The organism is Pseudomonas sp. BP6 (assembly GCF_017875935.1).
In the GTDB taxonomy this organism is placed as follows: domain Bacteria; phylum Pseudomonadota; class Gammaproteobacteria; order Pseudomonadales; family Pseudomonadaceae; genus Aquipseudomonas; species Aquipseudomonas putida_Y.
On record NZ_JAGINI010000001.1, the window covers coordinates 4488022 to 4514133 of the forward strand.

A 26112-nucleotide genomic window follows, 5' to 3' on the forward strand; every position below is an offset into this window, starting at 1 on the left:
AATTAGGTAGCTGTAGATTGTGGAGACGCGTTAAATGGCGCAGAACGAATCGGTTGATGTGGTACTGGTAGGCGCGGGCATCATGAGTGCCACCCTGGCCGTACTGCTCAAGGAGCTTGACCCGACCCTGAAGCTTGAGGTCGTCGAGGCGATGGACTCCGGGGCCGCGGAAAGCTCCAACCCCTGGAACAACGCAGGCACCGGCCACGCCGGCCTGTGCGAGCTGAACTACACGCCGCAGGCCGCCGATGGCAGCATCGACATCAAGAAGGCCGTGCACATCAACACCCAGTTCGAGGTTTCGCGCCAGTTCTGGGCCTACCTGAGCAAGAAGGGCAACTTCGGCTCGGCGCGTGCCTTCATCAACCCTGTCCCACACCTGAGTTATGTCGAGGGTGACAAGGGTGTTTCCTTCCTCAAGAAGCGCTTCGAGCTGCTCAAGCAGCACCACGCCTTCGCCGAGATGGAATACACCGAAGACAAGGCCGTGATGAACGACTGGATGCCGCTGATGATGCCTGGCCGCCCGGCCGACCAGCACATCGCTGCTACCCGCGTGGCCAAAGGCACCGACGTGAACTTCGGCGCACTGACCAACAAGCTGCTCAAGCTGCTGGGCGACTCGCCGGACGCGCAAGTCAAGTACAGCAAGAAGGTTGTCGGCCTGCGCCGTAACGGCAGCGGCTGGACCGTGAGCATCAAGGACGTCAACAGCGGCGGCAGCCGTGAAGTCGACGCCCGCTTCGTCTTCCTCGGCGCCGGCGGCGCGGCCCTGCCGCTGCTGCAGTTGTCCGGCATCCCGGAAAGCAAAGGTTTCGGCGGCTTCCCTGTCAGCGGCCAGTGGCTGCGTTGCGACAACCCGGAAATCGTCAAGCAGCACCAGGCCAAGGTCTACAGCCAGGCCGCTGTCGGCGCCCCGCCGATGTCGGTACCGCACCTGGACACCCGCGTCGTGGACGGCAAGACTTCACTGCTGTTCGGCCCGTATGCCGGTTTCACTACCAAGTTCCTCAAGCACGGCTCGCTGATGGACCTGCCGCTGTCGGTGCGCATGGGCAACATCGGCCCGATGCTGGCTGTGGCCCGCGACAACATGGACCTGACCAAGTATCTGGTCAGCGAAGTGATGCAGTCGATGGAGCAGCGTCTGGAAGCCCTGCGTCGTTTCTATCCGCAGGCCAAGGCCGAAGACTGGCGCCTGGAAGTGGCTGGTCAGCGCGTGCAGATCATCAAGAAAGACCCGAAAAAAGGCGGCGTACTGCAGTTCGGTACCGAGCTGGTCTCGGCCCAGGACGGCAGCCTGGCAGCACTGCTCGGCGCATCGCCGGGTGCCTCGGTGACCGTGTCGATCATGCTGGAACTGATCGAGCGCTGCTTCCCCGAGCAGGCCAAGGGTGCCTGGGCTGCCAAGCTCAAGGAAATCTTCCCGGCTCGCGAGAAGACCCTGGCAACCGATGCTGCGCTGTACCACAAGATCAGTGCCGATAACGACGCGGCCCTGGACCTGGCAGAAAGCAGCCCGGCGGCCAAGCATTACGCCTGAACCACCTGCTAACGAAAAAACGCCCCTCGGGGCGTTTTTTTGTGCCTGGAGACCTATCAGCCTGTGCCGGCCTCTTCGCGGGCTTGCCCGCTCCCACAGGTTCGGCGCTGCCCTCATCCCTGTGGGAGCGGGCGAGCCCGCGAAAGGGCCAGCACAGGTTGAAGATCAACCGCGGGCTTTATCGATGATCTCGATGTACTCAGGTGCATTGCGCTGGTCGGCAATCTGCTCGACGAAGGTTTTGCCGTGCTCGTCCTTGCCATCCAGGTCCAGGCCAGCTTCGACGAAGAAACCTACAAAGCGCTCGAAGTCGTCGACACGCAGGCCGCGGTAGGCCTTGACCAGCTTGTGCAGTGACGGCGAAGTCACACCATCGGCCGGCTCGAACTGAAGGAACGACTTGATGTAGTCGTCGCTGATTTCGTCACCGATTACCTGTTTCTTGTCTTTACGCATTGCCGACTCCAACTGGACCATCACGGAATTTCGAAGGCCGGCAGTTTACCCCCCGCAGGCTGCGTGCCTCAACGCGTACGTACCGTCCCGGTGTGCAGGTCGGCCCAGATGTGGCCGTTGCCGTAAGTCAGAAACTGCACGTACAAGGTTTCGTTACGCAGCAGGTCCATGACCACCCGGTAGTTGCTGATCGGGTAATTAAGGCTCAAGGTGCGGGTTTTAGCGTCATACACAGGCTTTTTCAGGCTTTTGGCCGCTTCACCATCGAACGTCAGCAGCACCTGGGCAATGGTCGCCCCCTTGCTCAGCGGCTTGCCCTTCAGGCGCACCTGCAACGACGATGTGATCGGGATCGGCTGCTGATCGGACTGGCGCTGAGCCCCTACGACCACGGAATAGTCAGTCACTTGCAGCAATTGCTGGCTGGTCGGCGCTTCCTGGCGCAGGGACTGGTCATCAGGAGGCAGGAACTGGCTGTGCAGCGGTGCGGCAGCGAGCGGCAGGCTGACCGCCAGCAGGAGGGGAAGAATCGCACGCATGTGAGGCTCCTTGTATGAAGGAGCACTCTAGCACGCCGGGTACAGCCGATATCAATCGAACTGCGCGCGCATCCAGGCCTGGTAATCGGCCACACCAGCTTCACCCTCGCGCGGCGCCCAGTGTGCGTGTTCGCCCTCGCCCACCGGTCGGTATGGCCCAGCCTTGCACTCGAACAGCATACTGTCCGGCTCCAGCACCACCAAACCATGGTAGGTACCAGGCGCCAGATCTACACCCAAGCAGTCACCACCGGCCTGCAGCACCCGCGTGTCAGTTACCGCGCCCTGTTCATCGAAGATCAGCAGGCCAAGGCGCCCCTTGAGCACTATCAAGGTTTCAGCCTTGTCGGCGCTCAAATGGCGATGCGGCGGAATGTAGGTGCTCGGTTGCAGCCCGACGACCATGCGGTGGCAGGGCTCTTCCATTTCGTGAAAGTTATGGTGCTGCCGCCCACGCGGGTTGCCAGCAGCCTTTTCGGCCAGCCCGGCGAACAGCGATTGGTCGATGAACGCAGGCTGGCGCACGGTTACAGCCCCTTTACGGCGAAGATGCCGTTAGCGTTGCGCCAGTAACCTTTGTAGTCCATGCCGTAACCGAAGATATAGCGATCAACACAAGGCAGGCCCACGTAGTTGGCCTTGAGGTCAGGGCTTGCCTTGCGGTCGTGGTCCTTGTCGATCAGCACAGCGGTGTACACCGAGCGGGCGCCGGCATGCTTGCAAAACTCGATGATGGCGCTGAGGGTGTGCCCTTCGTCGAGGATATCGTCGACGATCAACACGTCACGGTCGATGAACGACACTTCCGGCTTGGCCTTCCAGAAAAGCTCGCCGCCGCTGGTCTGATTGCGGTAGCGGGTAGCGTGCAGGTACGAGGCTTCCAGCGGGAACTGCAGGTGGGTCAGCAGTTTGCCGGAGAAGATCAGGCCGCCGTTCATCACGCAGAACACAACCGGGTTCTTGTCATGCAGGTCCTTGCAGATCTGCTCGCCGACTTTGGCGATGGCCGCTTCGACTTCGGCTTCGGTGTACAGGCAGTCAGCTTCACGCATGACTTGACGGATATGCTCGAGATCGGCGGACATGGCGCTCTCCGGGGGGGCATTTTGGAAAAGCGGGCAAAGGTACGCATCCGCTCGTCACAGATCAAGCATTTATGGACTAACGTCCAGAATGACCAGACGACAGCACAGGCTGAATAGATTAATCTAGCGCGGTTTTTTTGCCCGCCTTTCGGAGCCCCCCTATGCCCACTCGTGAGATCCGCCATCCGCTGATCCGCCACAAGCTCGGCCTGATGCGCCGTGCCGATATCAGCACCAAAAATTTTCGCGAACTCGCCCAGGAAGTCGGCGCGCTCCTGACGTATGAAGCCACCCAGGACCTGCCCCTCGAAACCTACGAGATCGACGGCTGGTGTGGCAAGGTCTCGGTTGAAAAAATCGCCGGCAAGAAGATCACTGTAGTACCGATCCTGCGCGCCGGCATCGGCATGCTCGACGGCGTGCTCAGCCTGATCCCGGGTGCCAAGGTCAGCGCCGTCGGCGTTGCCCGTAACGAAGAAACCCTCGAAGCCCACACCTACCTGGAAAAGCTCGCGCCGGACATCAACCAGCGCCTGGCCCTGATCATCGATCCGATGCTGGCCACCGGCGGCTCGATGGTTGCCACCATCGACCTGCTGAAAAAGGCCGGCTGTAAAGAGATTCGCGCCATGGTCCTGGTCGCCGCGCCAGAAGGCATCGAGGTGGTGGAAAAAGCCCACCCGGACGTGAAGATCTACACCGCCTCGATCGACCAGCGCCTGAACGAACACGGCTACATCGTGCCTGGCCTGGGCGATGCCGGTGACAAGATCTTCGGCACCAAGCAAAAGGACGCCTGACCATGCAGGACGGCTTCAACGACCCGCTCTGGCGCCAGGTCGTTTCGGGCGCGCAGATGCTCTTCGTGGCATTCGGCGCGCTGGTGCTGATGCCCCTGATCACCGGCCTCGACCCGAACGTCGCGCTGTTCACCGCCGGCATCGGCACGCTGCTATTCCAGCTGGTCACCGGTCGTCAGGTACCGGTGTTCCTGGCCTCGAGCTTTGCCTTCATCACGCCGATCATCCTCGCCAAAGGCCAGTTCGGCCTTGCCGAGACGATGGGTGGCGTAATGGCTGCCGGCTTCGTGTACACCTTCATGGGGCTGATGGTCAAAGTCAAAGGCACCGGTTTCATCGACCGCATGCTGCCGCCGGTGGTGATCGGCCCGGTGATCATCTCCATCGGCCTGGCCATGGCACCGATCGCCGCCAACATGGCGATGGGCAAAGGTGGGGACGGTACAGCGCTGATGCCGTACAAGACGGCCATGCTGATCTCGATGCCTGCGCTGCTGACAACCCTGATCGTTGCCGTATTTGGCAAGGGCATTTTCCGCCTGGTTCCCATCATTTCCGGTGTGTTGGTGGGCTTTGCCCTGTCGTTCGCCTTTGGCGTGGTCGACACCGCCAGGATCGCTGCCGCACCGTGGCTGGAAATCCCCAATTTCACCGCCCCTGCGTTCAACTGGCAGGCCATTCTGTTCATCGTCCCGGTTGCGCTGGCGCCGGCGATCGAGCATATCGGCGGGGTGATCGCAGTGGGCAGCGTGACCGGCCGTGACTACCTGAAAAAGCCTGGCCTGCATCGGACGTTGCTGGGCGACGGCCTGGCTACCACTGCAGCCGGCCTGTTCGGCGGCCCGCCCAACACCACCTACGCCGAAGTGACCGGCGCGGTGATGCTGACCAAGAACTACAACCCGAAGATCATGACCTGGGCGGCGGTCTTCGCCATTACCCTGGCGTTCATCGGCAAGTTCGGCGCGCTGCTGCAAAGCATCCCGGTGCCGGTGATGGGCGGCATCTTGTGCCTGCTGTTCGGCTCGATTGCAGCGGTGGGCATGAACACCATGATCCGCCACCAGATCGACCTGGCCGAAGCACGCAACCTGGTGATCGTCTCGGTGACACTGGTGTTCGGTATCGGCGGCGTGCTGATCGGCAGCGGTGACGGCCCGGATGACTGGGGCCTGAAGGGCATCGCCCTGTGCGCCATTGTAGCTATTGCCCTGAACCTGATTCTGCCGGGCAATGATGGCTGGAAGCACAAGAAGCTGGATGTATAACCGGTCGGAAGGGGCCGCAACACGGCCCCTTCGATTCAGGCCTTTTCACACATATCAGCCAACACCCTGACCCACGCCGGGTGATCATTCAGGCACGGCACCAGCACCAGTTCCTGGCCACCAGCCTCGACAAACTGCTCGCTGCCACGCATGCCAATCTCTTCCAGTGTCTCGATGCAATCCGCCACAAACGCCGGGCACATCACCAGCAGCTTCTTCACACCGGCCTTGGCCAGCTCATCCAACCGCGTCTCGGTGTAGGGTTCGATCCACTTGTCCCGCCCCAGCCGCGACTGGAACGATACCGACCATTTGCCATCAGGAATGCCCATGCTCTGCGCAAAGGCCTTGGCCGTAGCCAGGCATTGCCCGCGATAGCAAACCGAACGTACTTCGGCGGGTGCACCGTGGCAGCAATCGGCAGCACGCAGGTCGTGCTTGACCCCCTTCGGAAACAGCTTCTTCAGGTGCCGTTCCGGCAAGCCATGGAAGCTCAGTAGCAGGTGGTCGTAACCCTGCTCCAGGTACGGCCGGGCGCTGGCTGCCAGCGCCTCGATGTACGCCGGGTGCTCGTAGAACGGCTGCAGCACGCGCATCTGCAACGGTAACTGGCGCTCGCTGACCGTCTGTTTCGCCTGCTCGACCACAGTGGTTACCGTACTGTCGGCGAACTGCGGATAAAGCGGTGCCAAAGTCACCTTGCGCACACCTTGGGCGGCCAGCCGCGCCAACACCTCAGGCAAGGCCGGCTGGCCGTAGCGCATGGCAATTTCCACCGGGCCATGGGGCCAGTGCTCGACCATCGCTGCCTGCAGGCGACGGGTCAGCACAACCAGAGGCGAGCCCTCCTCCCACCAGATCGAAGCGTAGGCGTGTGCCGACTGCTCCGGGCGCTTGACCAGGATCAGTGACACCAGCAAGCGCCGCACCGGCCACGGCAGGTCGACCACGTACGGGTCCATGAGGAACTGGTTGAGGTAGCGGCGCACATCGGCCACCGAGGTGGAGGCCGGGGAACCCAGGTTGACCAGCAGCAGGGCGTGATCGGTCATGCAGCGTCCTATGTCAGAGGCGACTGGACAGGTTGTCCAGCGCCGATTGCAGATCGTTGAAGCGGAAGGTGAAGCCGGCTTCCAGCAAGCGTACCGGGCGCGCCCGCTGGCCTCCCAGCAGCAAGGTCGACATCTCGCCAAGGCCCGCCTTGAGCAACAATGCCGGCACTGGCAACAGCGCCGGCCGATGCAGGGCGCGGCCCAGTCGCCTGGCAAACTCACGGTTGCGCACAGGCTCCGGGGCACAGGCATTATAAGGACCGCTGGCATCCTTGTGCTGCAAGAGAAAATCAATCAGGGCGACCTGGTCATCTATATGAACCCAGGGCATCCACTGCCGCCCGTTGCCCAAAGGTCCGCCCAGCCCCAGCTTGAAAGGCATGCGCAGGCGCGACAAAAAGCCGCCGTCGCTGGCCAGCACCAGGCCGGTACGTACCAGTACCACGCGGATCCCCTGTGCTTGCGAACGCTGGGCGGTCTCTTCCCAGGCAATACACAACTGGCTGGCGAAATCTGCGCGCACTGGGGGTGAAGCCTCGGTCAGTTCACGCTCGCCACCGTCTCCGTACCAACCTACCGCAGAGCCGGAGATCAACACGTGCGGGCGCTGCTCACGGGTGCCCAGCCAAGCCAGTAATTGCTCGGTAAGGGTGACACGGCTGGCCCACAACAAGTTGCGCCGGGCGGCTGTCCAGGGCCTGTCGGCAATTGGCGCACCCGCAAGGTTGACCACCGCATCAAGATGATCGTTGGCCTCCAGCTGCTCCAGGCGCGCGATACCACGTACGCCGCTACCGCAGATTTTCGCCACCTGTTCAGGACGCCTGCTCCAAACCGTAAGCCGATGCCCTTGGCCCAGCCAGTACTGGCACAGATGCTTGCCAATCAAACCGGTGCCACCTGTCAGCAATATATGCATGGCTGTGTCCTCGCAGAATGCGGCGGTGGTCTATTTTTAACATCAAGGCACTTTTTTGACCCGACGCTCTCGTATAAACATAGGCCAACCTGCCCGCCAACACGGAATAACCTTATACAGAATTATTGCATTGTACAGGTTTGCCTGACAGCGTAGTCTGCTCACAGCAAGGTTTGAAGAGGCCATCATGACAGTACCTATCGCCATCATCGGGGCCGGCATTGCCGGTTTGTCAGCCGCCCAGGCCTTGCAGAAGGCCGGGCAATCCGTGCACTTGTTCGACAAAGGCCACGGCAGTGGCGGGCGCATGGCCAGCAAGCGCAGCGAGGCCGGCGCGCTCGACCTGGGCGCACAGTACTTTACTGCCCGTGACCGACGTTTTGTCGATCAGGTGCAGCAATGGGTGGCTGCCGGCTGGGCCGAGCAGTGGAAGCCCCAACTGTACAACTACCGTGATGACGAACTCACGCCCTCCCCCGATGAGCAAACGCGCTGGGTAGGCGTGCCACGCATGAGCGCCATCACCCGAGGCTTGCTCAAGGACGTCACCGTCAACTTCGGCTGCCGCATAGCGGAAGTGTTTCGCGGCAAGCAGTACTGGCACCTGCAGGACACCGAAGGTTGCAGCCACGGCCCCTACAGCCGTGTGGTCATCGCCGTCCCGGCACCGCAGGCCACGCCACTTCTGGCCGCTACACCAAAGCTGGCTGCGGTGGCCGCTGGGGTGCAAATGGAACCTACCTGGGCCGTCGCCCTCGCCTTCGAGGCACCACTGGATACACCGATGCAAGGCTGCTTCGTGCAGGACAGCCCGCTGGGCTGGCTGGCCCGCAATCGCAGCAAGCCTGGCCGCGACGAGCACCTGGACACCTGGGTACTCCACGCCACGTCAGACTGGAGCCGGCAGCACATCGACCTGCCGAAGGAAGAAGTCATCGAGCAGTTGTGGGGCGAATTCGCCGAACTGGTCGGCTGCGTGGTACCGCCGCCTACCTTCGCCCTCGCCCACCGCTGGCTCTATGCCCGCCCCAGCAGCAACCATGAGTGGGGGGCACTGGCCGATGCTGACCAGGGCTTGTACGCCTGTGGGGACTGGTGCCTGTCCGGGCGTGTCGAGGGCGCATGGCTCAGTGGCCAGGAAGCAGCGCGGCGCTTGCTCGAACACCTTGAGTGATGCAGAACTGTACAAAAATACTAGTTTGCATAACTTCAGCGCTGTGCTGAAATAAACCTGTACAAGTTTTTAGTCGCGTACAGGTTTATTTTCGGAGGCAGCCATGCACGACCCTTCAGCCCACAGCAAGCCGCGTATCGCCATCAGCGCCTGCCTGACCGGGCACAGCGTGCGCTATAACGGCGGCCACAAGGCCTCCGACCTGTGCCGTAAACAGCTGGAGCATCACTTCGACTGGTTACCCGTGTGTCCGGAAGTGGCAATCGGCCTGGGCGTTCCGCGCGACCCGATTCGGCTGGTCGGCAACCCCGAGCAGCCCGAAGTGGTCGGCACCCGTGACCCCGGCAAAGACCTGACCGACCCGCTGCGCACCTATGGCGAGCAGATGGCCGACGAACTTGACGACATCTGTGGCTACATCTTCATGCAGAAGTCTCCTTCTTGCGGCCTGGAACGGGTAAAGGTTTATCAGGACAATGGCCACCCGGCCGTGCATGGCGGCCGTGGTGTCTATGCCCAGGCCTTCTGCGCGCTGCGCCCGGACCTGCCAGTAGAGGAAGAAGGCCGCCTGCATGACCCCGTGCTGCGCGAAAACTTCATAAGCCGCGTTTACGCCTACGCCGACTGGCAGCGCCTGCTGGCCGAAGGCCTGAACCGTGGTGCTCTGGTGCGCTTTCATTCGCGCTACAAGTATTTGCTGATGGCCAACAACCCTCAGGCCTATCGCACCCTCGGCCGCCTGCTTGGCAGCATGAGCAAGGATGACGAACCACAGAGCATCGGCCCGCGCTATTTCAGCCAGCTGATGCAGGCTCTGCGCCGCTGCGCCAGCCGCGGCACCCACAGCAACGTGCTGCAGCACCTGAGCGGTTACTTCAAGGATGCCCTGACGCAGCAGGACAAGGCTGAGTTGCAGGCAGTCATCGGCCAATACCAACAAGGCGTGGTACCACTGGTAGTGCCACTGACCTTGCTCAAACACCATTTGCGCAAGCACCCAGACCCCTACCTGCAGCAACAAGCCTACCTGCAGCCTCACCCCGAGAGCCTGGGCTTGCGCAATGCGGTCTGAGGACTTGCTGCCCATCGGCGAACTGGCTCGTCGCACTGGCGTGAACCCGGTCACCCTGCGCGCCTGGGAACGGCGTTATGGGTTGCTCAAACCACAGCGCACCGCCAAGGGGCATCGCCTGTACCCACTTGAGCAGGTCGAACGCGTCGAGGCCGTCCTGGCCTGGCTGCAGCGTGGCGCGTCGGTCGGCCAAGTCCGCGAGTTGCTCGACAAACCCACCAGCACCCCACCGAAGGGTGACTGGCAAGCCCGGCAATTCCAGCTGATCGAAGCCATCGCCAGCCTTTCACAGCGCGCCCTCGACCAGCAACTCAACCAGGCCATGGCGCTGTACCCGGCAGTCACCCTGTGCGAGCAATTGCTGCTGCCGCTACTCGACATGCTCGACCTGCGCTGGCGCAATTACTTCAACGCTCGGCTGGAGCAGGTGTTTTTTCACAGTTGGCTGCGCAGCAAGCTCGGTGCCCGCGTGTACCACGACAACCAGCTGCTGCAAGGTCCTGCAGTATTGCTGGCCGAAGACAGCGAACGCACCTTCAGCCCAGGCCTATGGTTGTGCGCCTGGCTGCTTACCAGCAACGGCTTCCCGGTGGAGGTGCTCGAGCAGCCCGTCGCAGGCTCGCAATTGCTAAGCGCCGTCAATGCCCTGAAACCACGCGCCTTGCTCCTGCACCTGGGGCCACGCATCGACGACAAGGCGTTGCAGCGCACCCTGCAAGGCTTGCCGGTCCCCAAACTACTGGGCGGTACCACGCTAGCGCTGCATGAAGCCCGCCTGAAGGCTTTTGAGCTGCCCGACCTTTTCCTGTTCGACACCCCGCAGGCGGCATTGCACGCGCTTCAAGCCCATGATCGACAGCCTGTAGAGATAAATCCCCCATGCACCTGACCTGGCTGCGCAGCGACCTGCGTATCGATGACAACACTGCACTCAGCGCCTCCACCGAGCGCGGCCCGACCATCGCCCTGTGGCTGGTCAGCCCCGGACAATGGCAAGCCCATGATGATGCCGACTGCAAAGTCGACTTCTGGCTGCGTAACCTGCATGACCTGCGCCAATCACTGGAAAAGCTGAACATACCCCTGCTGATCCGTAGAATTGAGACTTGGGACCAGGCGCCACAGGCGGTGCTCGATGTCTGCCGCCAACATCAGGTGCAAAGCGTGCACTGGAACGAGGAGTACGGCATCAATGAGCAGCGCCGGGATGATGCCACCCGGGCACTGCTGGAAAAGTCGAGCATCCAGGCGCACAGTTACCTCGACCAGCTGTTCTTCCGTCCGGGCACCCTACTGACTCGCAGTGGCGATTACTTCCAGGTGTTCAGCCAGTTCAAGAAAACCTGCCTGGAGCATCTGCACCGCAGCCTGCCGGCCCTGGCACGACGGGTGAAGCGCCAGGCACCGTTGAACATCGACAGCGACCCGGTCCCGCAATATGTAGAGGGCTTCGGAAAAACCACGCACGCACTGCGCGACCACTGGCCAGCCGGTGAAGCTGAGGCACAGTCCCGTCTGTCACGCTTCCTCGACGAAACCATCGACGACTACCACCACTTGCGCGACATACCTGCCAAGCCCGGCACCAGCCAGCTTTCCCCCTACCTGGCCGCCGGCGTGATTTCGCCCCGCCAATGCTTGCACGGTGCACTGGCCGGCAACCGGGGCGAGTTCGACAGTGGCAGCACGGGCGTGCAAACCTGGATCAACGAGCTACTCTGGCGCGAGTTCTACAAGCACATCCTGAGCGGTTATCCACAGGTCTCGCGCCATCGTGCCTTCCGCGCCCAGACCGAAGCCCTGCCCTGGCGTGACGCTCCGGCAGACCTGGAGGCCTGGGAGCAGGGCCGCACCGGCTTCCCGATCATCGATGCCGCCATGCGCCAACTGCTGCACACCGGGTGGATGCACAACCGCTTGCGCATGGTCGTGGCCATGTTCCTCAGCAAGAACTTGCTGATTGACTGGCGCAAAGGCGAGCGGCACTTCATGCGCCACCTGATAGACGGCGACCTGGCCGCCAACAACGGGGGTTGGCAGTGGAGTGCGTCCACCGGCACCGACGCGGTGCCCTATTTCCGCATCTTCAATCCGGTTTCACAGTCGCAGCGCTTCGATCCACAGGGGCAGTTCATTCGGCACTGGGTACCGGAACTACGGGAGCTCGATGAAAAAGCCATCCATCACCCCATTAAATCGACGGACCTTTTCGGTAATACTTCGTACCTAAGTCCAATCGTAGATCTCAGCAGCAGTCGCCAGCGGGCCCTGGAAGCATTCAAAGGGCTGCCACGCCGGCAGAATCAGGGGATAACGTCTTGATTAACTCGCGTAGTTTTTGGGTTACAGGCGCAAGCAACGGACTTGGCTTGGCTTTGGTGGAGCGGATGCTCGATGAAGGACATCGCGTTGCCGCGAGTGGCAAGGATAGCGATGCACTGGATGATTTGGGGTCACGCTACGGCAGCCGATTGTTGCGTTTGCCGTGGCAGTTGCATGAAGAACAACACGTCACCGATGCGTGCCAACAGATTTGCCATGCCTGGTGTTCGCTGGACGGGCTGATCCTCAACACCGGCACCACCGATTACCTGCCAGACAATGTCAGTGACAGTGAGCTGATCGAAGCGATCGTCACCACCAACCAGCTGGCCGCAGAGCATTGCCTGAGCAAAGCGCTGCCGTTGCTGGCAAAGGGGCAGTCGCCCCAGGTGATGGCGCTTTTCAATCGCTATTCGGCATTGCAACTGTTTGCACCGACACAGGTGACTGCGGGCTGGAACAACTTGCCGCAATGGCTGCGTGAGCAGCGCAAGGCCCTTGAGGAGCAAGGGGTAGCACTGACCATTGTTGGGCCACAATCGCTGAAGGTAACGGTAACGTCGGCACAGGCGATACCGGAGGCGTGGACGCCCGGCAGTGCCGCTGAGGAGTTATTGCGGCGGTGGCCTCAGCGAGAGCCGGAACTGATTCTGGAGACTCTGGACGTCAGTAGCCTGTGGCCGCTGACGCGCTAACACCTGAAATCAGCACTACCGTCTTCGCGGGCATTGCCCGCGAAGGGGTGAATGCTGGTGAACTCAGAGCGCCATTCGGTAATGCAGGCTGTAGCTTTCTACGCCATCATTGGGCTCTTTGATGCCGGCGTTCGAGTAGTGAATCGCCCGCACCCCAATCTCATGCCCGCCGGCAAAGCGCAAACCAAAGCCGATGCGGTCCTCGAACTGGAAAGCCGAACCCAGCTCGTTGCTTTCCAGCTCGGTGCTGGAGAATGCCGCCACCCCGATCCCCGCTTCGATGTAAGGCTTCACCGACTCCCCGGCAAATTCATAGACGAACACTGGTGCGAAGGACAGGCTGTGATTGCTCGCGGTCTCGTCGCCATCCCAGTAGGTGTAGGCCCCATCCCAATAGCCGGTCAGCCGACCAACGCTGGTCTGCCACCAGCTCGCGTCCCAGTTCGATTGCAACCCCAGACGATATACCATGGTCGAATCACCGGTCTGCCCCACCGAAAACGAAGCGTCGGCAGCTTGTGCCGACATCGCTTGCCCCATAACAAAGGCAGCAGCCGCTGCCAAACCGAGCAGTTTCCTCATAAGAAACATCCTTCCTGATGCTGTTGTTAGTGTCCGCCTCATCTCAGGCAAAGCGGTAGAAAGCAGAAGTGGAACGATAGTTCAGCCGTTCTTCACGTTTTTTTCACAACGCAAAGCTTTGCACATCGTCGGACTTATGCCACAGCACAGGTAGGATTTTTCTTAAGGTTTCGGGATCAGCGCTTGTCCAGAAGCGTGCAGCGCCGGCTGGGCCTTCGGCCAACAGATCATTGCCACCCAGCAGTCGTCGCAATTGACGCGCCACGGCCGCACCGGTGTCGATAATCGCCACGTCGTCCGGCACCATGCCGGACAGCAATGGGCGAAGGAAAGGGTAATGGGTGCAGCCGAGAATCAGCGTATCGCACCCTGCTGCCAGCAGCGGCTGCACGTAACCTTGCAGCATCTGGCGCAACGCCGGACTTGCAAGGTCACCGGTTTCGATCAGCTCGACCAGCCCCGGGCAAGGCTGGGTAATAACCTGTACGTCGTTGGCGAAGCGGTCGAGCAAGGCTGCGAACTTGGCACTCTGCAGGGTACCGGTAGTGGCCAGCACACCGACCACGCCCGAGCGGGTGGCGGCCGCAGCAGGCTTCACGGCCGGCTCCATGCCCACCAACGGCCAGGTCGGATACAGCTCACGCAGGTCGGCCACTGCCGCAACCGTGGCGGTGTTGCAGGCCAACACCATGGCCTTTGCGCCTTGCTCATGGAAGAACCCGGCAATGTGCCGGCAGCGCTCGCGGATATAGTCCGGCGACTTCTCACCGTAGGGTATATGCCCGCAATCGGCCACATACAGTAACGTCTCATTTGGCAGCAGGCGCTGGATCTCGGCGAGCACCGACAAACCGCCAACCCCCGAGTCCATGACGCCGACCGGCGCCGAGCGCTCAGCCATCGCGCTTGCCACAAACTGTGCAAGCCGGGTCGCGCTTGACACGAAGCTCGCGGATACGGGTACCTAGGGCATCAATCAACAGCAAGCGGCCGACCAACGGTTCACCGAAGCCCGCCAGCAGCTTCATCGCCTCCAGCGCCTGCAGGCTACCCACCAGTCCAACCAGCGGGCCAATGACGCCTGCTTCGCTGCAAGTCAGTTCAGCTTCGCTACCATGCCCGTAAAGGCAGTGATAGCACGGGCTGTAGTCGCGCCGCGGGTCGAACACCGACAGTTGACCTTCCAGACGGATTGCCGCACCGCTGACCAGTGGCTTGCTGGCGGCGACACAGGCAGCGTTGACCGCTTCGCGGGTAGAGAAATTGTCGGAGCAGTCCAGCACCAGGTCGACCGCCGCCACCGCAGCCGCCAGCGAGTCCTCGTCCAATGCCTGGCGGTGAGCAACCAGGCTGACTTCCGGGTTGATTGCCTGCAAGCGCTGCAAGGCCGAGTCGACCTTGCTCATGCCGACGCTGGCACTGTCGTGGATTACCTGGCGTTGCAGGTTGGTCAGGTCGACGGTGTCGAAGTCGGCCAGGTGCAGCTCACCCACTCCGGCCGCAGCCAGATAAAGAGCAACTGGCGAGCCCAGGCCACCTAGCCCGACAATCAGCGCTTTGCTCTGCTTGAGCCGCAGCTGGCCATCAATGTCGATCTGAGCCAGCAGCACCTGGCGGCTGTAACGTAGCAGTTCCTGATCACTCAGCATGGCAGTCGCCCCAGGGTAATGCGTTCATGGCCGCCCAGGTCCGTGCGGCTGGCCACCTCGATAAAGCCATGTTCAGCCAGCAGAGCGCGTACCGCTGCCGCCTGATCGTAGCCATGTTCCAGCAGTAGCCAGCCACCAGGCAACAGGTGCGCTGGGGCCTGGGTAGCGATCACACGAAGGTCGTCCAGGCCATCGGCACCGGCCACCAGTGCACTGCTGGGTTCGAAGCGCACGTCTCCGGTCGCCAGGTGCGGGTCTTCAGCAGCGATGTAGGGCGGGTTGCTGACGATGAGGTCGAAACGCTCCCCGGCCAGGCTGTCGAACCAGTGGCTTAGCCGTACCCGAGCGTTGTCCAGACCCAACCGCTGGCGGTTGCGCTCGGCGAGGGCAGCAGCCTCCTCCACACGGTCAACCGCTGTCACCTGCCAGGCCGGGCGCTCGCTGGCCAGCGCCAGAGCGATGGCACCCGTTCCCGTACCCAGGTCGAGAACCTTGGCTGGCGAAGCGGGTTGCAGCTCAAGAGCCGTCTCGACCAGTAGCTCGGTATCCGGCCGCGGGATCAGGGTATGCGGCGCAACCTCCAGGTCGATCTTCCAGAAGCCCTGCAGCCCAAGGATATAGGCCACTGGCTCGCCGCCACGGCGGCGCTGCAGGTAGCTGGCATAGGTCTCGGCATCTTCGCTGCTGACGATACGCTCAGGCCAGGTGCGCAGGTAGCTGCGCGACTTACCGATGGCCGCAGCCAGCAGCAACTCGGCATCCAGGCGCTCAGTGGGCGATTCGGGCAACTGCGCGTTGCGCAACAGGCTGGCGATGACAGTCATCAGTCCCCCAAGGCGGCCAGTTGATCGGCCTGGTATTCGGCCAGCAGCGGTTCGATCACCGCGTCTACGCCACCGCTGAGGATGTCGTCCAGCGAATACAAGGTCAGGTTGATGCGGTGATCGGTCACCCGGCCCTGTGGGTAATTGTAGGTGCGGATGCGCTCGGAGCGGTCACCGGAGCCCACCAGCAACTTGCGCTCACTGGCAATGGCGTTCTGCGCGGCGCTGGTCTGCATGTCGTTCAGCTTGGCCGACAGCCAGGACATGGCACGGGCGCGGTTCTTGTGCTGCGAGCGCTCCTCCTGGCATTCGACCACGATACCGGTGGGCAAGTGGGTGATGCGGATTGCCGAGTCGGTCTTGTTGACGTGCTGGCCGCCAGCACCGGAGGCACGGTAGGTATCCACGCGCAGGTCGGCCGGGTTGATTTCGATGGCAGCCTGCTCGTCCGGCTCGGGTAGCACCGCCACCGTGCACGCGGAAGTGTGGACACGGCCTTGGGACTCGGTCTCGGGCACACGCTGAACCCGGTGTGCACCGGACTCGAACTTGAGCTTGCCGTAGACGTTCTCGCCCTCGACGCGGGCAATGATCTCCTTGTAGCCGCCGTGCTCGCCTTCGTTCTCGGACAAGATCTCCAGGCGCCAGCCGCGCTTTTCGGCGTAGCGCGAGTACATGCGGAACAGGTCACCAGAGAAGATGGCTGCCTCGTCGCCACCCGTACCGGCGCGGATTTCGAGAAACACGTTGCGGCCGTCGTTGGGGTCTTTGGGCAGCAGCATGAGCTGCAGTTGCGCCTCCAGCGTCAGCAGTTGCTCCTTGGCTTCACGCACCTCTTCCACGGCCATTTCACGCAGGTCCGGGTCACTGTCCTTGAGCAGCGCCTGGGCGCCTTCGAGATCGTCCTGGACTTTGCGCCACTCTTTATAGGCAGCGTAGACCGGCTCGACCTCGGCATACTCACGGGAGTAGGCGCGAAAACGCGTCTGGTCGGAAATAACCTCGGCGTCACCGAGCAGGGCGGTGAGTTCTTCAAAACGGTCCTGGAGGATTTCCAGTTTGTTCAGCAGCGACGCTTTCATTGCGGGGATTTGTCCGTGGAGCCCTCGTTGAGGGCAAAGAGTTCCTGGGCCATGGCCAGCGCATCGAGGCGGCCCTCGGCCGAGAGCTTTTTCAACTGCACGCTGGGCGCATGCAGGAGTTTGTTGGTCAGGCCCCGGGCCAGTTGGGCCAGCACGTCTTCGGGGTTGCCGCCATTGGCCAGCAGGCGCAGGGCCTTTTGCAGTTCTTCGTCGCGAAGGCGCTCACTTTGCTGGCGATAGGCCCTGAGCACGTCCACCGCAGCCAGTTCGCGCAGGCGCAGCATGAAGTCTTCGGCGCCCACGGATACCAGCTCTTCGGCCGCCTGGGCCGCGCCCTGGCGGCTCTTGAGGTTTTCCGCCACCACATCGTGCAGGTCGTCGACGGTGTACAGGTAGACATCGTCCAGCTCGCCGACTTCGGTTTCGATATCGCGAGGTACAGCGATGTCGACCATGAAGATCGGCTTGTGTCGGCGCTGTTTCAGAGCACTCTCGACCGCGCCCTTGCCCAGGATTGGCAACTGACTGGCGGTGGAGCTGATCACGATGTCGCTGTTGGCCAGTTCCTGGGGGATGTCTGCCAGCAGCACGGCATGCGCACCGAACTGCTCGGCCAGGATGCTGGCGCGTTCCAGAGTACGGTTGGCCACCACGATACGGCGTACGCCCTGCTCGTGCAGGTGGCGGGCGACCAGGGTGATGGTTTCGCCGGCACCGATCAGCAGGGCCTGGCTACGGCCCAGGTCGGCAAAAATCTGCTTGGCCAGGCTGACTGCGGCGAACGCAACCGAAACCGGGTTTTCACCGATGGCGGTGTCGGTACGCACCTGCTTGGCGGCGCTGAAGGTGGCCTGGAACAGGCGCCCGAGCAACGGCCCGACGGTACCGGCTTCGCGGGCCACGGCGTAGGCGGACTTCATCTGGCCCAGGATCTGAGGCTCGCCGAGAACCAGCGAGTCCAGGCCCGAGGCCACGCGCATCATGTGCTTCACGGCCTCGTGCTCTTCATGCACGTAGGCGCTGGCGCGCAGCTCGTCGATGCTGAGGCGGTGATAGTCGGCCAGCCACTGCAGCACGGCGTCGGCGGACAGGTGGTCCTGCTCTATATAGAGCTCACTGCGGTTGCAGGTCGACAGGATCGCCGCCTCGCGGCTGGACGTCAGTCGGCAGAGCTGCTGCAGGGCGTCTACCAGCTGCTCTGGGGTAAACGCCACGCGCTCGCGTACGTCTACCGAGGCAGTCTTATGGTTGATACCAAGTGCAAGAAAGGCCATGCAAGGTCGCTGGTTGTGACGGGAAGCCGATAATTGTCCTCTTTCGCAGGTTTTTGGACAACCACCGTTCGCTATTGTGCTGATAGTCCTGCGGCTATCGCCTTTTCGTAGCCTGCCCTAGCGGCGTTTTCAGGTCTTGCCGGCTTTTGATCTGGCTTTTGATCCTGATCTTGATCTTCGCGACTTCAGGAGGCCGAACGCAGGCCTTGCGCAGGGAGGTGACGGGCATGGATGCCCGTCAAGCGCTGTGCCCCAGGATGGGGCCTGCAGCGCGGTCCTCCCGGGAGCAAGCCCTACGCTCGGCCTCCTGAAGTCGCAATCTGCAGCGCCTGATCAACCGCGCGCTTAGAAGCGACAGTAAGAGCAAAAGCCAGAGCCATCGGCTCGACATCGCCCTAGCCAACTACGCCGACCGGCGTCGAGAAGACTTTTGACATATTTCCAAAAGATTTATCCACAGTCTTGTAGTCCATTTCCCAAATACATGCCCAACTGTTGCCCTACCCTCCTTCGGGACCTAGTCTTGACGCCGCTACATCGATATTCCTCACTGAGACAGCGATACGAGTTGGATAGCATCGAGCTATCAGTCAGTCGGTTTATTTCCAGCTATTAATTTTGCCGATGATTAGAAGTTTTATTGATGAGGATTAGTAGCGGTAATGATGAACTGGAATGATGCACATTACTTGGTGACACACCAACAACTAGCATTTTTATATTTCAGTTTTGTTAGACTCATCTTAAAAACGATTTCCGATGCAGGGTATGCTTCGTGCATGGCGGGAAGCTATATAATAGGCGCGAGTAATGGAAGAATTTGCAGCATCTCGTAGACAATCAGTGCTTCTTTGGGGCGTTAACTTGTGTGCTATTTCGGCCTCTACGCTGAGCTATATTTATTTTTCCTACTATATTTATGCTCATACTGCTAGCCTAATACTTTCCCAAGTGGTGCTGTTTGCACCAATGGTTCTGCCGGTAATTCTTGTCGCTCCAATCTACCGACTGGCTGACTATCTAGCGCCACGCACCTTGCTGTGGAGTGCCAACTTGCTGTCGCTGGGCTGCGCGGCGGTCACCTACAAGATCCTGCCACATCATGTGGAAGTCGCCGTGTTAGGCGCGGTAGTCATTGGCACCCTGGATGCGCTGCAACGGGTAGGGCGTATTGTTGCCATCAAGTGTTATTTCCCGGGTGCGCAAATCGCCAGCTCAGTGCCTCTGACACTCACCGCACAATTCATTGCCGGCGGCTTGGCAGGCATCAGTCTGCTACTGTTCAAAGCCAACATGACGCCTGGGTTAGCCCTGCTCATTACTGTCAGTCTTTTTTCCATCGCGGCTTTGGCGGCCTATCTACTACCTGCGCCAACAAAGCCTCCGATCACCGTGCAGGTCGCACCAAGACTATTGACTGCCCTTGGTTCGCTTTTGCAGGAGTATCCCGCGCTACGCCTCAGCCTCTATCAGTTCATCGTCTTCGTCAGTCTTTTTCAGGGCTTCTTCAATGTGTCCAGGGTGCTGTTACCGGCCCATGTGCTGGGCTTGGGAGAGGTGTATGTCGGTTTGTTGCAGGCCGTCAATAGTGGGGCAGCTTTGGTTGGCGCAGTACTGTTCTATCGTTTGGGCAAGTGTAATGTGCAACCGCTACCTATGCCGATGGCTGTAGTCAGCGGCCTGTTCATGATGCTCGCAGCGTTCGGCCATGATATTCAGTCCAGTTACATCGCGTATTTTCTCTACATATTCTTTTTCGAACTGGCATTTTTCAAGTTGCAAGCCGATCTTGTCAGGAGCACACCTACCAGCGCCATGCCGTTGATGGCATCTGTCCAGTATGCGGGGGTCTACTTAGGCATGATAATCACCATCTTCGCCGGTTCAATACTGGTTAAGTATGTTGGCCTGTTCAGCACGAGCATTATTTTCGTTGCTTTTTATTTCGTAGCATCCAACGCCCTGCGAACGACAGTTGCGATCAAGGAAAAACAACCTGTCTAAATAATTTCTTCAAGGTGAACAGTATGCCCACATTGGCGCGTGTATTTCCGTTCGTCCGTCTTTTGGATTTGGCGAACATATTAACAATGTTCAATATCGGCCTGGCCTTCGGTACTGTTTATTTTGCGTTGCAAAGACGGTTTGTTCTGGCGGCGACGGTGATTTGCCTGGCCGCGATGCTCGATTTCCTTGACGGCCACATAGCCCGGCGCTACCTGGCTGCGAACAGCGCGCAACGGGCCTTCGGCAAGCATCTAGACAGTTTTGCCGACTTGCTCAATTTCAGCATCACGCCAGCCCTTGTCATCCTAATCCTCGACCAGTCTCTTTCGGCCACGCTGGCCGCAGTAACTCTGGTTTTCACGGCCATTTTGCGGCTATCGCTGTTTGGCATGCCCGGCACATCGGCTGGCGGGGGATATCAGGGGCTACCCACCACATATTCAGGATTTGTCTTTGCGCTGGCGCTGATGGGGTTATCGGCCGGGCATTACGGTGCCGGAGTGATCATCGGCCTAATGGCCCTGGTCGGCATCCTCCAGGTCACCAGCTTGAGAATTCCCAAGTATGGCGCACCTTCGACGGTCGCTTGCTTCGCAATGCTGTTCGGGCTCAGCACTATTTACTTTCATCCCTGGTAATCCGAGGCTCCAATGAAACACGTGGTTTTCGTCGACAGCACCGTAAGCGGCCTGCTGGCTTTTGAGGCAGCCAAACGGCTTGGCTGCCACGTCACCTTCATTCATCAGCGCGACGCCTCGTTCCTGACGATCTCGATCAAGGACGACACCTCCCGTCTCGAGCCTTACCTGCGATATGTGGATGCTTATTTGCGTATCGATAATCTGGAAGGCGGTGAATTCAGCCAGTTGTTGGCCAACCTGCACGCAGAGCGCCCTATTGACGCCCTGATCTCTACCTCTGAAGCAGCCATAGTACCGGTGGCGCGTGAGGCCCAGCGCATCGGCACCCTCTACCCGAGGTACGAAGCTCTGTGCGGGGCGGTATACAAGAGTCGACTGCGCGAAACGCTGCGGGCACACGGACTACGCTCTCCTGATTTTGAAGTACTAAGCGAGGAGCAACTGATCAATGGGGTCGTTCCGAGTTTGTCGCTGCCATTCGTTGTCAAGCCGACCCGAGGATTCGCCAAGCAGTTTTCCGCCATTTGCCATAGCCAGACCGACTTTGACGCCTTTCTCGCCGAGCTGCGCCAGAGTCGCAAGGGTGCTGATCCTATGATCGACCACTTGGTAAGCCGCGACTATCTGGTCGAGCAATACATCGACGGTACATTGCATTCAGCGGAAGTCATCGTCCAGGACACCAAGGTCTCCTGCTTTGCGACCACCATCCGTTTCCGCGCCGACTATAGCGAAATATTAGAAATGACCGCGACCATGCCGTCAGGCCTTGACGCAGCACAGCGCGACGAGATCAAAGCATATGTGCAGGCAGTGTTCAGCGCTCTGGGGCTGGATGTTGGCCTTTATCATGTTGAACTGTTGCGCGATGCCAAAGGGCCCTGTCTAGTGGAGATCAACGCTCGCATGATGGGTAGCGTAGCGCCGCAGATGTACCGGATGCTGACCGGCATCGACCCGTTCGAACTGCTAGTCCGTCTGCACCTGGGCGAGCCCATTCTAATTGACGACTCAGTGCTTCAGCGCGCAGGCAGCGTCGTAACTGTCGCCTCCCGCAATGGCGGTCATATCGCCCACGACTACGACCCCGACACCCTACAGCCATTACTGGACAAGTACGCCATCCGGTTTTGCACCGCCCACGTTGCGCCTGGCCAGGCGGTAAACGTCTATAGCGGCAACATCGGCACAATTGGCCACGTCATCGTTGAGGACGACTGCCCCCACTCTGCGGCGAAAAAGGGCAATCGCTTCCTGCGCGAGCTGTCCTCACTTTACGGCCTTGAACTCGCGACTTATACCGGCGCCGAATTGGCTTAAACCTGACATGAACTGACAGCCCCCTGCAACGGACTGATTCGACTGATTAGGGAAGACATATGCACTCAGTAAATCCTTCTCCCGTGTTCGCTTTTTCCGGCAAGGCCGATACCCTGCAGCAACTGGCACCACTTCTGAGCACCGGGCAAGTGTTGCCCCTTCATCGATTCACCGTGGCACAGTGGCGGGAGGACTGGCAGGCAGTGATCGCGCACTGTCAGGCGTTCTTTGGCGATGAGCCGCTGATTGTACGATCCAGCTGCCTAGCCGAAGACCGCGACGGCCATTCCGGTGCAGGAATGTACGCGTCAGTTCTAGATGTGTGTGGCGGCCAGGCACTCGGCGAAGCCATCAAGACGGTGATCGCCTCCTACGGCCTAGCTCGCGAGCGCGATGAGGTGCTGGTGCAGCAGATGGCGAGAGGAGTATTGGCCAGCGGAGTGGCGATGACCCGTGATCCAGAGACGGGTTTGCCATATTACGTAGTTGACTATGTACCAGGTGCCAGTACTGACGGTGTCACTACCGGCAACGAGACTGTGCATGCTTTCGTCTCCCTTGGCAGCGAAGCGGCAAGCGAGCCTGCGGAATTACCAGGGCTGTTTGCTTTGCTCGAAGAGGTACAAGTTCTAACCGGGCGCGATGCCTTGGACATAGAGTTCGCGATCACTGTCGATGGCCCTCTGCTATTCCAAGTACGTCCCATGACCGCAGATGGGCCCCGTAATGCCAGCGCACTTGCCGACGCCCAACTACGCAAAGTTTTGGAGCACGAGGTTTCCCAGCTCGAAGAGCTGATCTGCAAGCAACACCATCTGCGTCCTACGTCGACCGCCTTCCTTGGCCTTATGCCGGACTGGAACCCGGCGGAAATGATCGGTACCAAGCCGCGGGCGCTAGCCTACTCGCTATATAAGGAGCTGATCACTGACCTTAATTGGGCCTCTGCCAGATTCCGATACGGCTACCGGGATCTGCGGCGCAAACCGCTGATGTACCAGGTGGGTGGCTCTCCTTACATCTGCATTGCCCACAGCATCGAGTCATTCATCCCGGCCTCGGTACCTCAAGATGTTGCCGAGCGCGTAGTCGAACAGTGCGGCGAGTACTTGGCCATGCATCCTCATCTGCATGACAAGATCGAGTTCGCGATCATTCCTACTTGCTTCACGCCAGAGCTTACTAGCCCCGATGCCGCTGCCGCGCTGCCGGCGCTCCGGACTCTTAGTACCAAGCAGCACGAATGCTACTTGAACGAGCTACGCCAGTTGACCGAGCACATTATTTCCCCCAGCGGCCCGTTCTTCTCCGACCTGACACGTCTACCGAGTATTACTGACAAGGTGCAGAGTTTAATGGCGAGGCAACCTCGGGGCGAGTCCTTGCAACGTATGAGGAATGCTCTATCGGCGGCCAACGTGGTCGCTGAAGTATTCGCTGGCGCTGCCCGTGCAGCGTTCGTAGGTACCGCAATAATTAAATCGCTGGAAACAGCGGGGGTAGTATCTGCCGGTTTCATCGATCATGTGACCGGAGGGATCAATAGTATCGGTCGCGAGATGGCCAGCGATTTCCAGACGTTGCATAAGGACGATTTCCTAAAGCTCCACGGTCATGTCCGGCCGGGGACCTACGATATACGTGTGGCGCGCTACGACGAGACTCCGGAGAGTTATTTTGACTGGCAGCGCCCATTACAACGCCCCCCAAAATCTACGAACGGGCTAACTGTATCTCGGGCCCAGGTCAACGCCATGCAGCAAGCTTTCGACCAGTGCGGTCTTAACGTTTCCGCCGAGCAGTTCCTCCAATTTGCTCAAGCCGCTATTGCATCGCGCGAGAAGCTCAAATACCTCTATGCAGCGTTTGTTTCGGATGTGTTGCGCTCACTATGCGATTGGGGTGAGGTACATGGTCTTGACCGCGACCAACTCAGCTTTGCGCAAATCACCGACTTTACCCGCGGTTACGCCGACATTGATCGCAAACGTTTGCACCAAGCGATTGTCCACAACCGCTGCCGCTGGTATGAAACGCAGTTAGTCCGTACGCCAAGCATCATCTGTCAGCCGCAAGATCTATTCGGCCATCGAGTGCACTGGTGCAATCCCAACTTCATCACTCGAAGTGCCACTCATGCGCGGGTGGCCCATGTGCTTCCAGGGCAATTGGCACCGGACATAGAGGGTTGCATTGTCTTAATCGAAAACGCTGATCCGGGTTTTGATTGGATTTTTACCCACCGCATTGCTGGTTTCATCACCGCCTACGGAGGCGAGAACTCGCATATGTCGATCCGAGCGCGAGAGTTCGCCATTCCCGCAGCTATCGGCGTGGGCGATACTCGATTCAAAACCCTATTGGCGGCGACAAGCCTGCTGCTCGACTGCGCCGAGCGGCGTATACAGGTGCTGGCATGATTTTGGTTGGGCTGACCATGCTCAGGCAGTTCAACGCCGAACGCCAGGAATGGCGGGACGCGCTCGACCAGCGCTGGGTTGAATTTTTAGGCCAATGTGGGCTGACCCCGCTGTACCTTCCAAACGATCCGAGAGTCAGCATGGCGTTAGTCCAATCATTGCGCCCTCAGGGCCTCCTGCTTACTGGTGGAGGGAGTTGCCAGGCCCTCAGTGGGACAGCCGACACACGCGACGTCACTGAGAGGGTCTTGCTTGATCTTGCGGAAAATCTACGGCTTCCGGTGCTCGGTGTATGCCGCGGCATGCAGGTAATGTTGACGCGAGCTGGCGGCACTTTGGAACGCTTGGCCGGCCATGTAGGTGAGCACATGATCAACATGCAAGAACAACGGCGGCGAGTGAATTCCTATCATGAATACGGCTTTCGCGAGGCGCCCGACGGCTACCGCGTACTAGCCCTGGCCGACGACGGCGTGATCGAGGCTGTGTATGACGACCACCGTCGGCATACCGGGATCATGTGGCACCCCGAGCGAGAACTACCTGCCGATCCATTGGATATTCAACGTGTGCGACATGCCTTTGGAGCTTTTTCATGAAAGCCATCATTCTTGCTGCTGGTCGCGGGAGCCGCTTACAAGCCCTGACCGATGAACGCCCCAAGGCCTTGGTACCCTTTAACGGTGTGCCACTGCTACAGCGCGCGATTGAAACGCTCCGTCGATGCGATGTCAGCGAGGTTGGCATCGTTGCAGGCTATCGAAGCGAAATGCTTACACCATTCGCCGACACTTTGTTTCACAACCACCGCTGGCACAGCTCCGGTATTTTCAGCTCTCTAAATTGCGCCAGCGATTGGTTGAGCGCAGAGCCTTGCCTTGTTAGCTACGGTGACATCTTCTACGACAGCACCCTAGTATCCGAGCTAATTAACCATCCAGCCGATATTGTCCTGGGCTACGATCCCGCTGCAGTGCGTCTCTGGCAGCAACGCTTCAACGATCCGCTAGCAGATCTGGAGAACTTCCGCTTAGTCGATGGATGGGTGAGCGCTATTGGACAGACCGCTACCAGTCTTGAAGTCATTCAGGGCCAGTACATGGGCTTGTTCAAAGTCACGCCAGCGGGTTGGCAGGCGTTGACAAAGCAATTGCAAGGGCTCACGCCTCAGGCACGCGACCAAACTGACATGACATCGCTTTTAGGGACACTAGTCAGCGAAGGTTTTCCAGTCGCCGGCGTGGCGACGCACGCTCCCTGGGGAGAAATTGACTGCCCCAGCGACGTGGCACTATACGAGCGGATCTATCCTGACCGGTGATCTCGACAAAATTGTCGGTGCGACTAACCCTGACGGTAGATTCGAGGATCGCGGCGGGTAAATGGCT

26 protein-coding genes are annotated in these 26112 nt (G+C 60.1%); 14 read left to right on the forward strand and 12 right to left on the reverse strand.

Going from position 1 to position 26112, the window contains the following annotated elements; translation table 11 throughout:
• The first annotated feature begins 34 nt into the window (after positions 1 to 34).
• Positions 35 to 1543: a malate dehydrogenase (quinone) gene (mqo, locus tag J3A98_RS20315; RefSeq protein ID WP_003247357.1), complete on the forward strand. Its 1509-nt coding sequence runs from the start codon at positions 35 to 37 to the stop codon at positions 1541 to 1543.
• Positions 1544 to 1708: 165 nt separating this feature from the next.
• Here the strand turns inward: mqo and J3A98_RS20320 are convergent, their stop codons facing one another.
• From J3A98_RS20320 to J3A98_RS20335, 4 genes are all read right to left on the reverse strand, one after another.
• A complete protein-coding gene (locus J3A98_RS20320; protein WP_003247360.1) occupies positions 1709 to 1999 on the reverse strand; it encodes a PA4642 family protein in 291 nt (96 codons plus the stop codon).
• Positions 2000 to 2067: 68 nt separating this feature from the next.
• A complete protein-coding gene (locus tag J3A98_RS20325) occupies positions 2068 to 2538 on the reverse strand; it encodes a hypothetical protein (RefSeq protein ID WP_176684977.1) in 471 nt (156 codons plus the stop codon).
• 51 nt (positions 2539 to 2589) lie between these two features.
• The gene (locus J3A98_RS20330) at positions 2590 to 3063 is read right to left on the reverse strand and encodes a WbuC family cupin fold metalloprotein (protein ID WP_209968013.1); all 474 of its coding nucleotides are present in this window, start codon (positions 3061 to 3063) and stop codon (positions 2590 to 2592) included.
• Between the two features lie 2 nt (positions 3064 to 3065).
• A complete protein-coding gene (locus J3A98_RS20335) occupies positions 3066 to 3623 on the reverse strand; it encodes a hypoxanthine-guanine phosphoribosyltransferase (protein WP_003247364.1) in 558 nt (185 codons plus the stop codon).
• 161 nt (positions 3624 to 3784) lie between these two features.
• On the opposite strand from J3A98_RS20335, the gene upp reads away from it, so the two are divergent.
• Both upp and J3A98_RS20345 read left to right on the forward strand, forming a co-directional pair.
• Positions 3785 to 4423 carry a uracil phosphoribosyltransferase gene (gene upp, locus J3A98_RS20340; protein ID WP_003247366.1) on the forward strand — a complete coding sequence of 213 codons (639 nt, stop codon included), beginning with the start codon at positions 3785 to 3787 and terminating at the stop codon, positions 4421 to 4423.
• Between the two features lie 2 nt (positions 4424 to 4425).
• Positions 4426 to 5691, forward strand: a complete 1266-nt coding sequence (locus J3A98_RS20345; protein ID WP_103443485.1) for a uracil-xanthine permease family protein — start codon at positions 4426 to 4428, stop codon at positions 5689 to 5691.
• A gap of 35 nt (positions 5692 to 5726) precedes the next feature.
• Here the strand turns inward: J3A98_RS20345 and hemH are convergent, their stop codons facing one another.
• Positions 5727 to 6743, reverse strand: a complete 1017-nt coding sequence (hemH, locus tag J3A98_RS20350; RefSeq protein WP_176684975.1) for a ferrochelatase — start codon at positions 6741 to 6743, stop codon at positions 5727 to 5729.
• 13 nt (positions 6744 to 6756) lie between these two features.
• On the reverse strand, positions 6757 to 7662 hold the full coding sequence (locus J3A98_RS20355; RefSeq protein WP_176684974.1) for a TIGR01777 family oxidoreductase: 906 nt from the start codon (positions 7660 to 7662) through the stop codon (positions 6757 to 6759).
• A 187-nt stretch (positions 7663 to 7849) separates the two neighbouring features.
• Between J3A98_RS20355 and J3A98_RS20360 the strand changes: the two genes are divergently transcribed.
• From J3A98_RS20360 to J3A98_RS20380, 5 genes are all read left to right on the forward strand, one after another.
• Positions 7850 to 8836 carry an NAD(P)/FAD-dependent oxidoreductase gene (locus tag J3A98_RS20360; protein ID WP_176684973.1) on the forward strand — a complete coding sequence of 329 codons (987 nt, stop codon included), beginning with the start codon at positions 7850 to 7852 and terminating at the stop codon, positions 8834 to 8836.
• 103 nt (positions 8837 to 8939) lie between these two features.
• Complete coding sequence (locus J3A98_RS20365) at positions 8940 to 9908, forward strand: DUF523 and DUF1722 domain-containing protein (protein ID WP_209968015.1); 969 nt, start codon at positions 8940 to 8942, stop codon at positions 9906 to 9908.
• On the forward strand, positions 9898 to 10797 hold the full coding sequence (locus tag J3A98_RS20370; RefSeq protein ID WP_209968017.1) for a MerR family transcriptional regulator: 900 nt from the start codon (positions 9898 to 9900) through the stop codon (positions 10795 to 10797). The genes J3A98_RS20365 and J3A98_RS20370 overlap by 11 nt, the downstream gene beginning before the upstream one ends.
• A complete protein-coding gene (gene phrB / locus J3A98_RS20375) occupies positions 10788 to 12230 on the forward strand; it encodes a deoxyribodipyrimidine photo-lyase (RefSeq protein ID WP_209968019.1) in 1443 nt (480 codons plus the stop codon). Before J3A98_RS20370 ends, phrB begins: the two co-directional genes overlap by 10 nt.
• Positions 12227 to 12925, forward strand: a complete 699-nt coding sequence (locus J3A98_RS20380) for an SDR family NAD(P)-dependent oxidoreductase (RefSeq protein ID WP_209968021.1) — start codon at positions 12227 to 12229, stop codon at positions 12923 to 12925. Before phrB ends, J3A98_RS20380 begins: the two co-directional genes overlap by 4 nt.
• Positions 12926 to 12988: 63 nt before the next feature.
• Here the strand turns inward: J3A98_RS20380 and J3A98_RS20385 are convergent, their stop codons facing one another.
• The 6 genes from J3A98_RS20385 to hemA form a co-directional block, all read right to left on the reverse strand.
• Positions 12989 to 13507, reverse strand: a complete 519-nt coding sequence (locus J3A98_RS20385) for an acyloxyacyl hydrolase (RefSeq protein WP_176684968.1) — start codon at positions 13505 to 13507, stop codon at positions 12989 to 12991.
• Between the two features lie 103 nt (positions 13508 to 13610).
• On the reverse strand, positions 13611 to 14408 hold the full coding sequence (gene murI, locus J3A98_RS20390) for a glutamate racemase (RefSeq protein WP_209968023.1): 798 nt from the start codon (positions 14406 to 14408) through the stop codon (positions 13611 to 13613).
• Positions 14401 to 15156, reverse strand: coding sequence for a molybdopterin-synthase adenylyltransferase MoeB (locus J3A98_RS20395; RefSeq protein ID WP_028698055.1), 756 nt, complete (start codon positions 15154 to 15156; stop codon positions 14401 to 14403). Before J3A98_RS20395 ends, murI begins: the two co-directional genes overlap by 8 nt.
• Positions 15150 to 15980 (reverse strand): peptide chain release factor N(5)-glutamine methyltransferase, encoded by an 831-nt coding sequence (gene prmC / locus J3A98_RS20400; RefSeq protein ID WP_209968025.1) that lies wholly within the window; start codon positions 15978 to 15980, stop codon positions 15150 to 15152. Before prmC ends, J3A98_RS20395 begins: the two co-directional genes overlap by 7 nt.
• On the reverse strand, positions 15980 to 17062 hold the full coding sequence (prfA, locus tag J3A98_RS20405; protein WP_209968028.1) for a peptide chain release factor 1: 1083 nt from the start codon (positions 17060 to 17062) through the stop codon (positions 15980 to 15982). The genes prmC and prfA overlap by 1 nt, the downstream gene beginning before the upstream one ends.
• A complete protein-coding gene (gene hemA, locus J3A98_RS20410) occupies positions 17059 to 18336 on the reverse strand; it encodes a glutamyl-tRNA reductase (RefSeq protein WP_209968031.1) in 1278 nt (425 codons plus the stop codon). Before hemA ends, prfA begins: the two co-directional genes overlap by 4 nt.
• 810 nt (positions 18337 to 19146) lie before the next feature.
• On the opposite strand from hemA, the gene J3A98_RS20415 reads away from it, so the two are divergent.
• Genes J3A98_RS20415 through J3A98_RS20440 form a run of 6 tightly spaced genes read left to right on the forward strand, consistent with a single transcriptional unit; the run spans position 19147 to position 26045 of the window.
• A complete protein-coding gene (locus J3A98_RS20415; RefSeq protein WP_245354981.1) occupies positions 19147 to 20340 on the forward strand; it encodes a hypothetical protein in 1194 nt (397 codons plus the stop codon).
• A gap of 23 nt (positions 20341 to 20363) precedes the next feature.
• Positions 20364 to 20981, forward strand: a complete 618-nt coding sequence (locus tag J3A98_RS20420; protein ID WP_209968033.1) for a CDP-alcohol phosphatidyltransferase family protein — start codon at positions 20364 to 20366, stop codon at positions 20979 to 20981.
• A gap of 12 nt (positions 20982 to 20993) precedes the next feature.
• The gene (locus tag J3A98_RS20425) at positions 20994 to 22304 is read left to right on the forward strand and encodes an ATP-grasp domain-containing protein (RefSeq protein WP_209968035.1); all 1311 of its coding nucleotides are present in this window, start codon (positions 20994 to 20996) and stop codon (positions 22302 to 22304) included.
• 59 nt (positions 22305 to 22363) lie between these two features.
• Positions 22364 to 24724, forward strand: coding sequence for a PEP/pyruvate-binding domain-containing protein (locus J3A98_RS20430; protein WP_209968037.1), 2361 nt, complete (start codon positions 22364 to 22366; stop codon positions 24722 to 24724).
• Positions 24721 to 25323, forward strand: coding sequence for a type 1 glutamine amidotransferase (locus J3A98_RS27005; protein WP_245354980.1), 603 nt, complete (start codon positions 24721 to 24723; stop codon positions 25321 to 25323). The genes J3A98_RS20430 and J3A98_RS27005 overlap by 4 nt, the downstream gene beginning before the upstream one ends.
• Positions 25320 to 26045: a phosphocholine cytidylyltransferase family protein gene (locus J3A98_RS20440; RefSeq protein ID WP_209968039.1), complete on the forward strand. Its 726-nt coding sequence runs from the start codon at positions 25320 to 25322 to the stop codon at positions 26043 to 26045. Before J3A98_RS27005 ends, J3A98_RS20440 begins: the two co-directional genes overlap by 4 nt.
• Positions 26046 to 26112 lie beyond the last annotated feature (67 nt).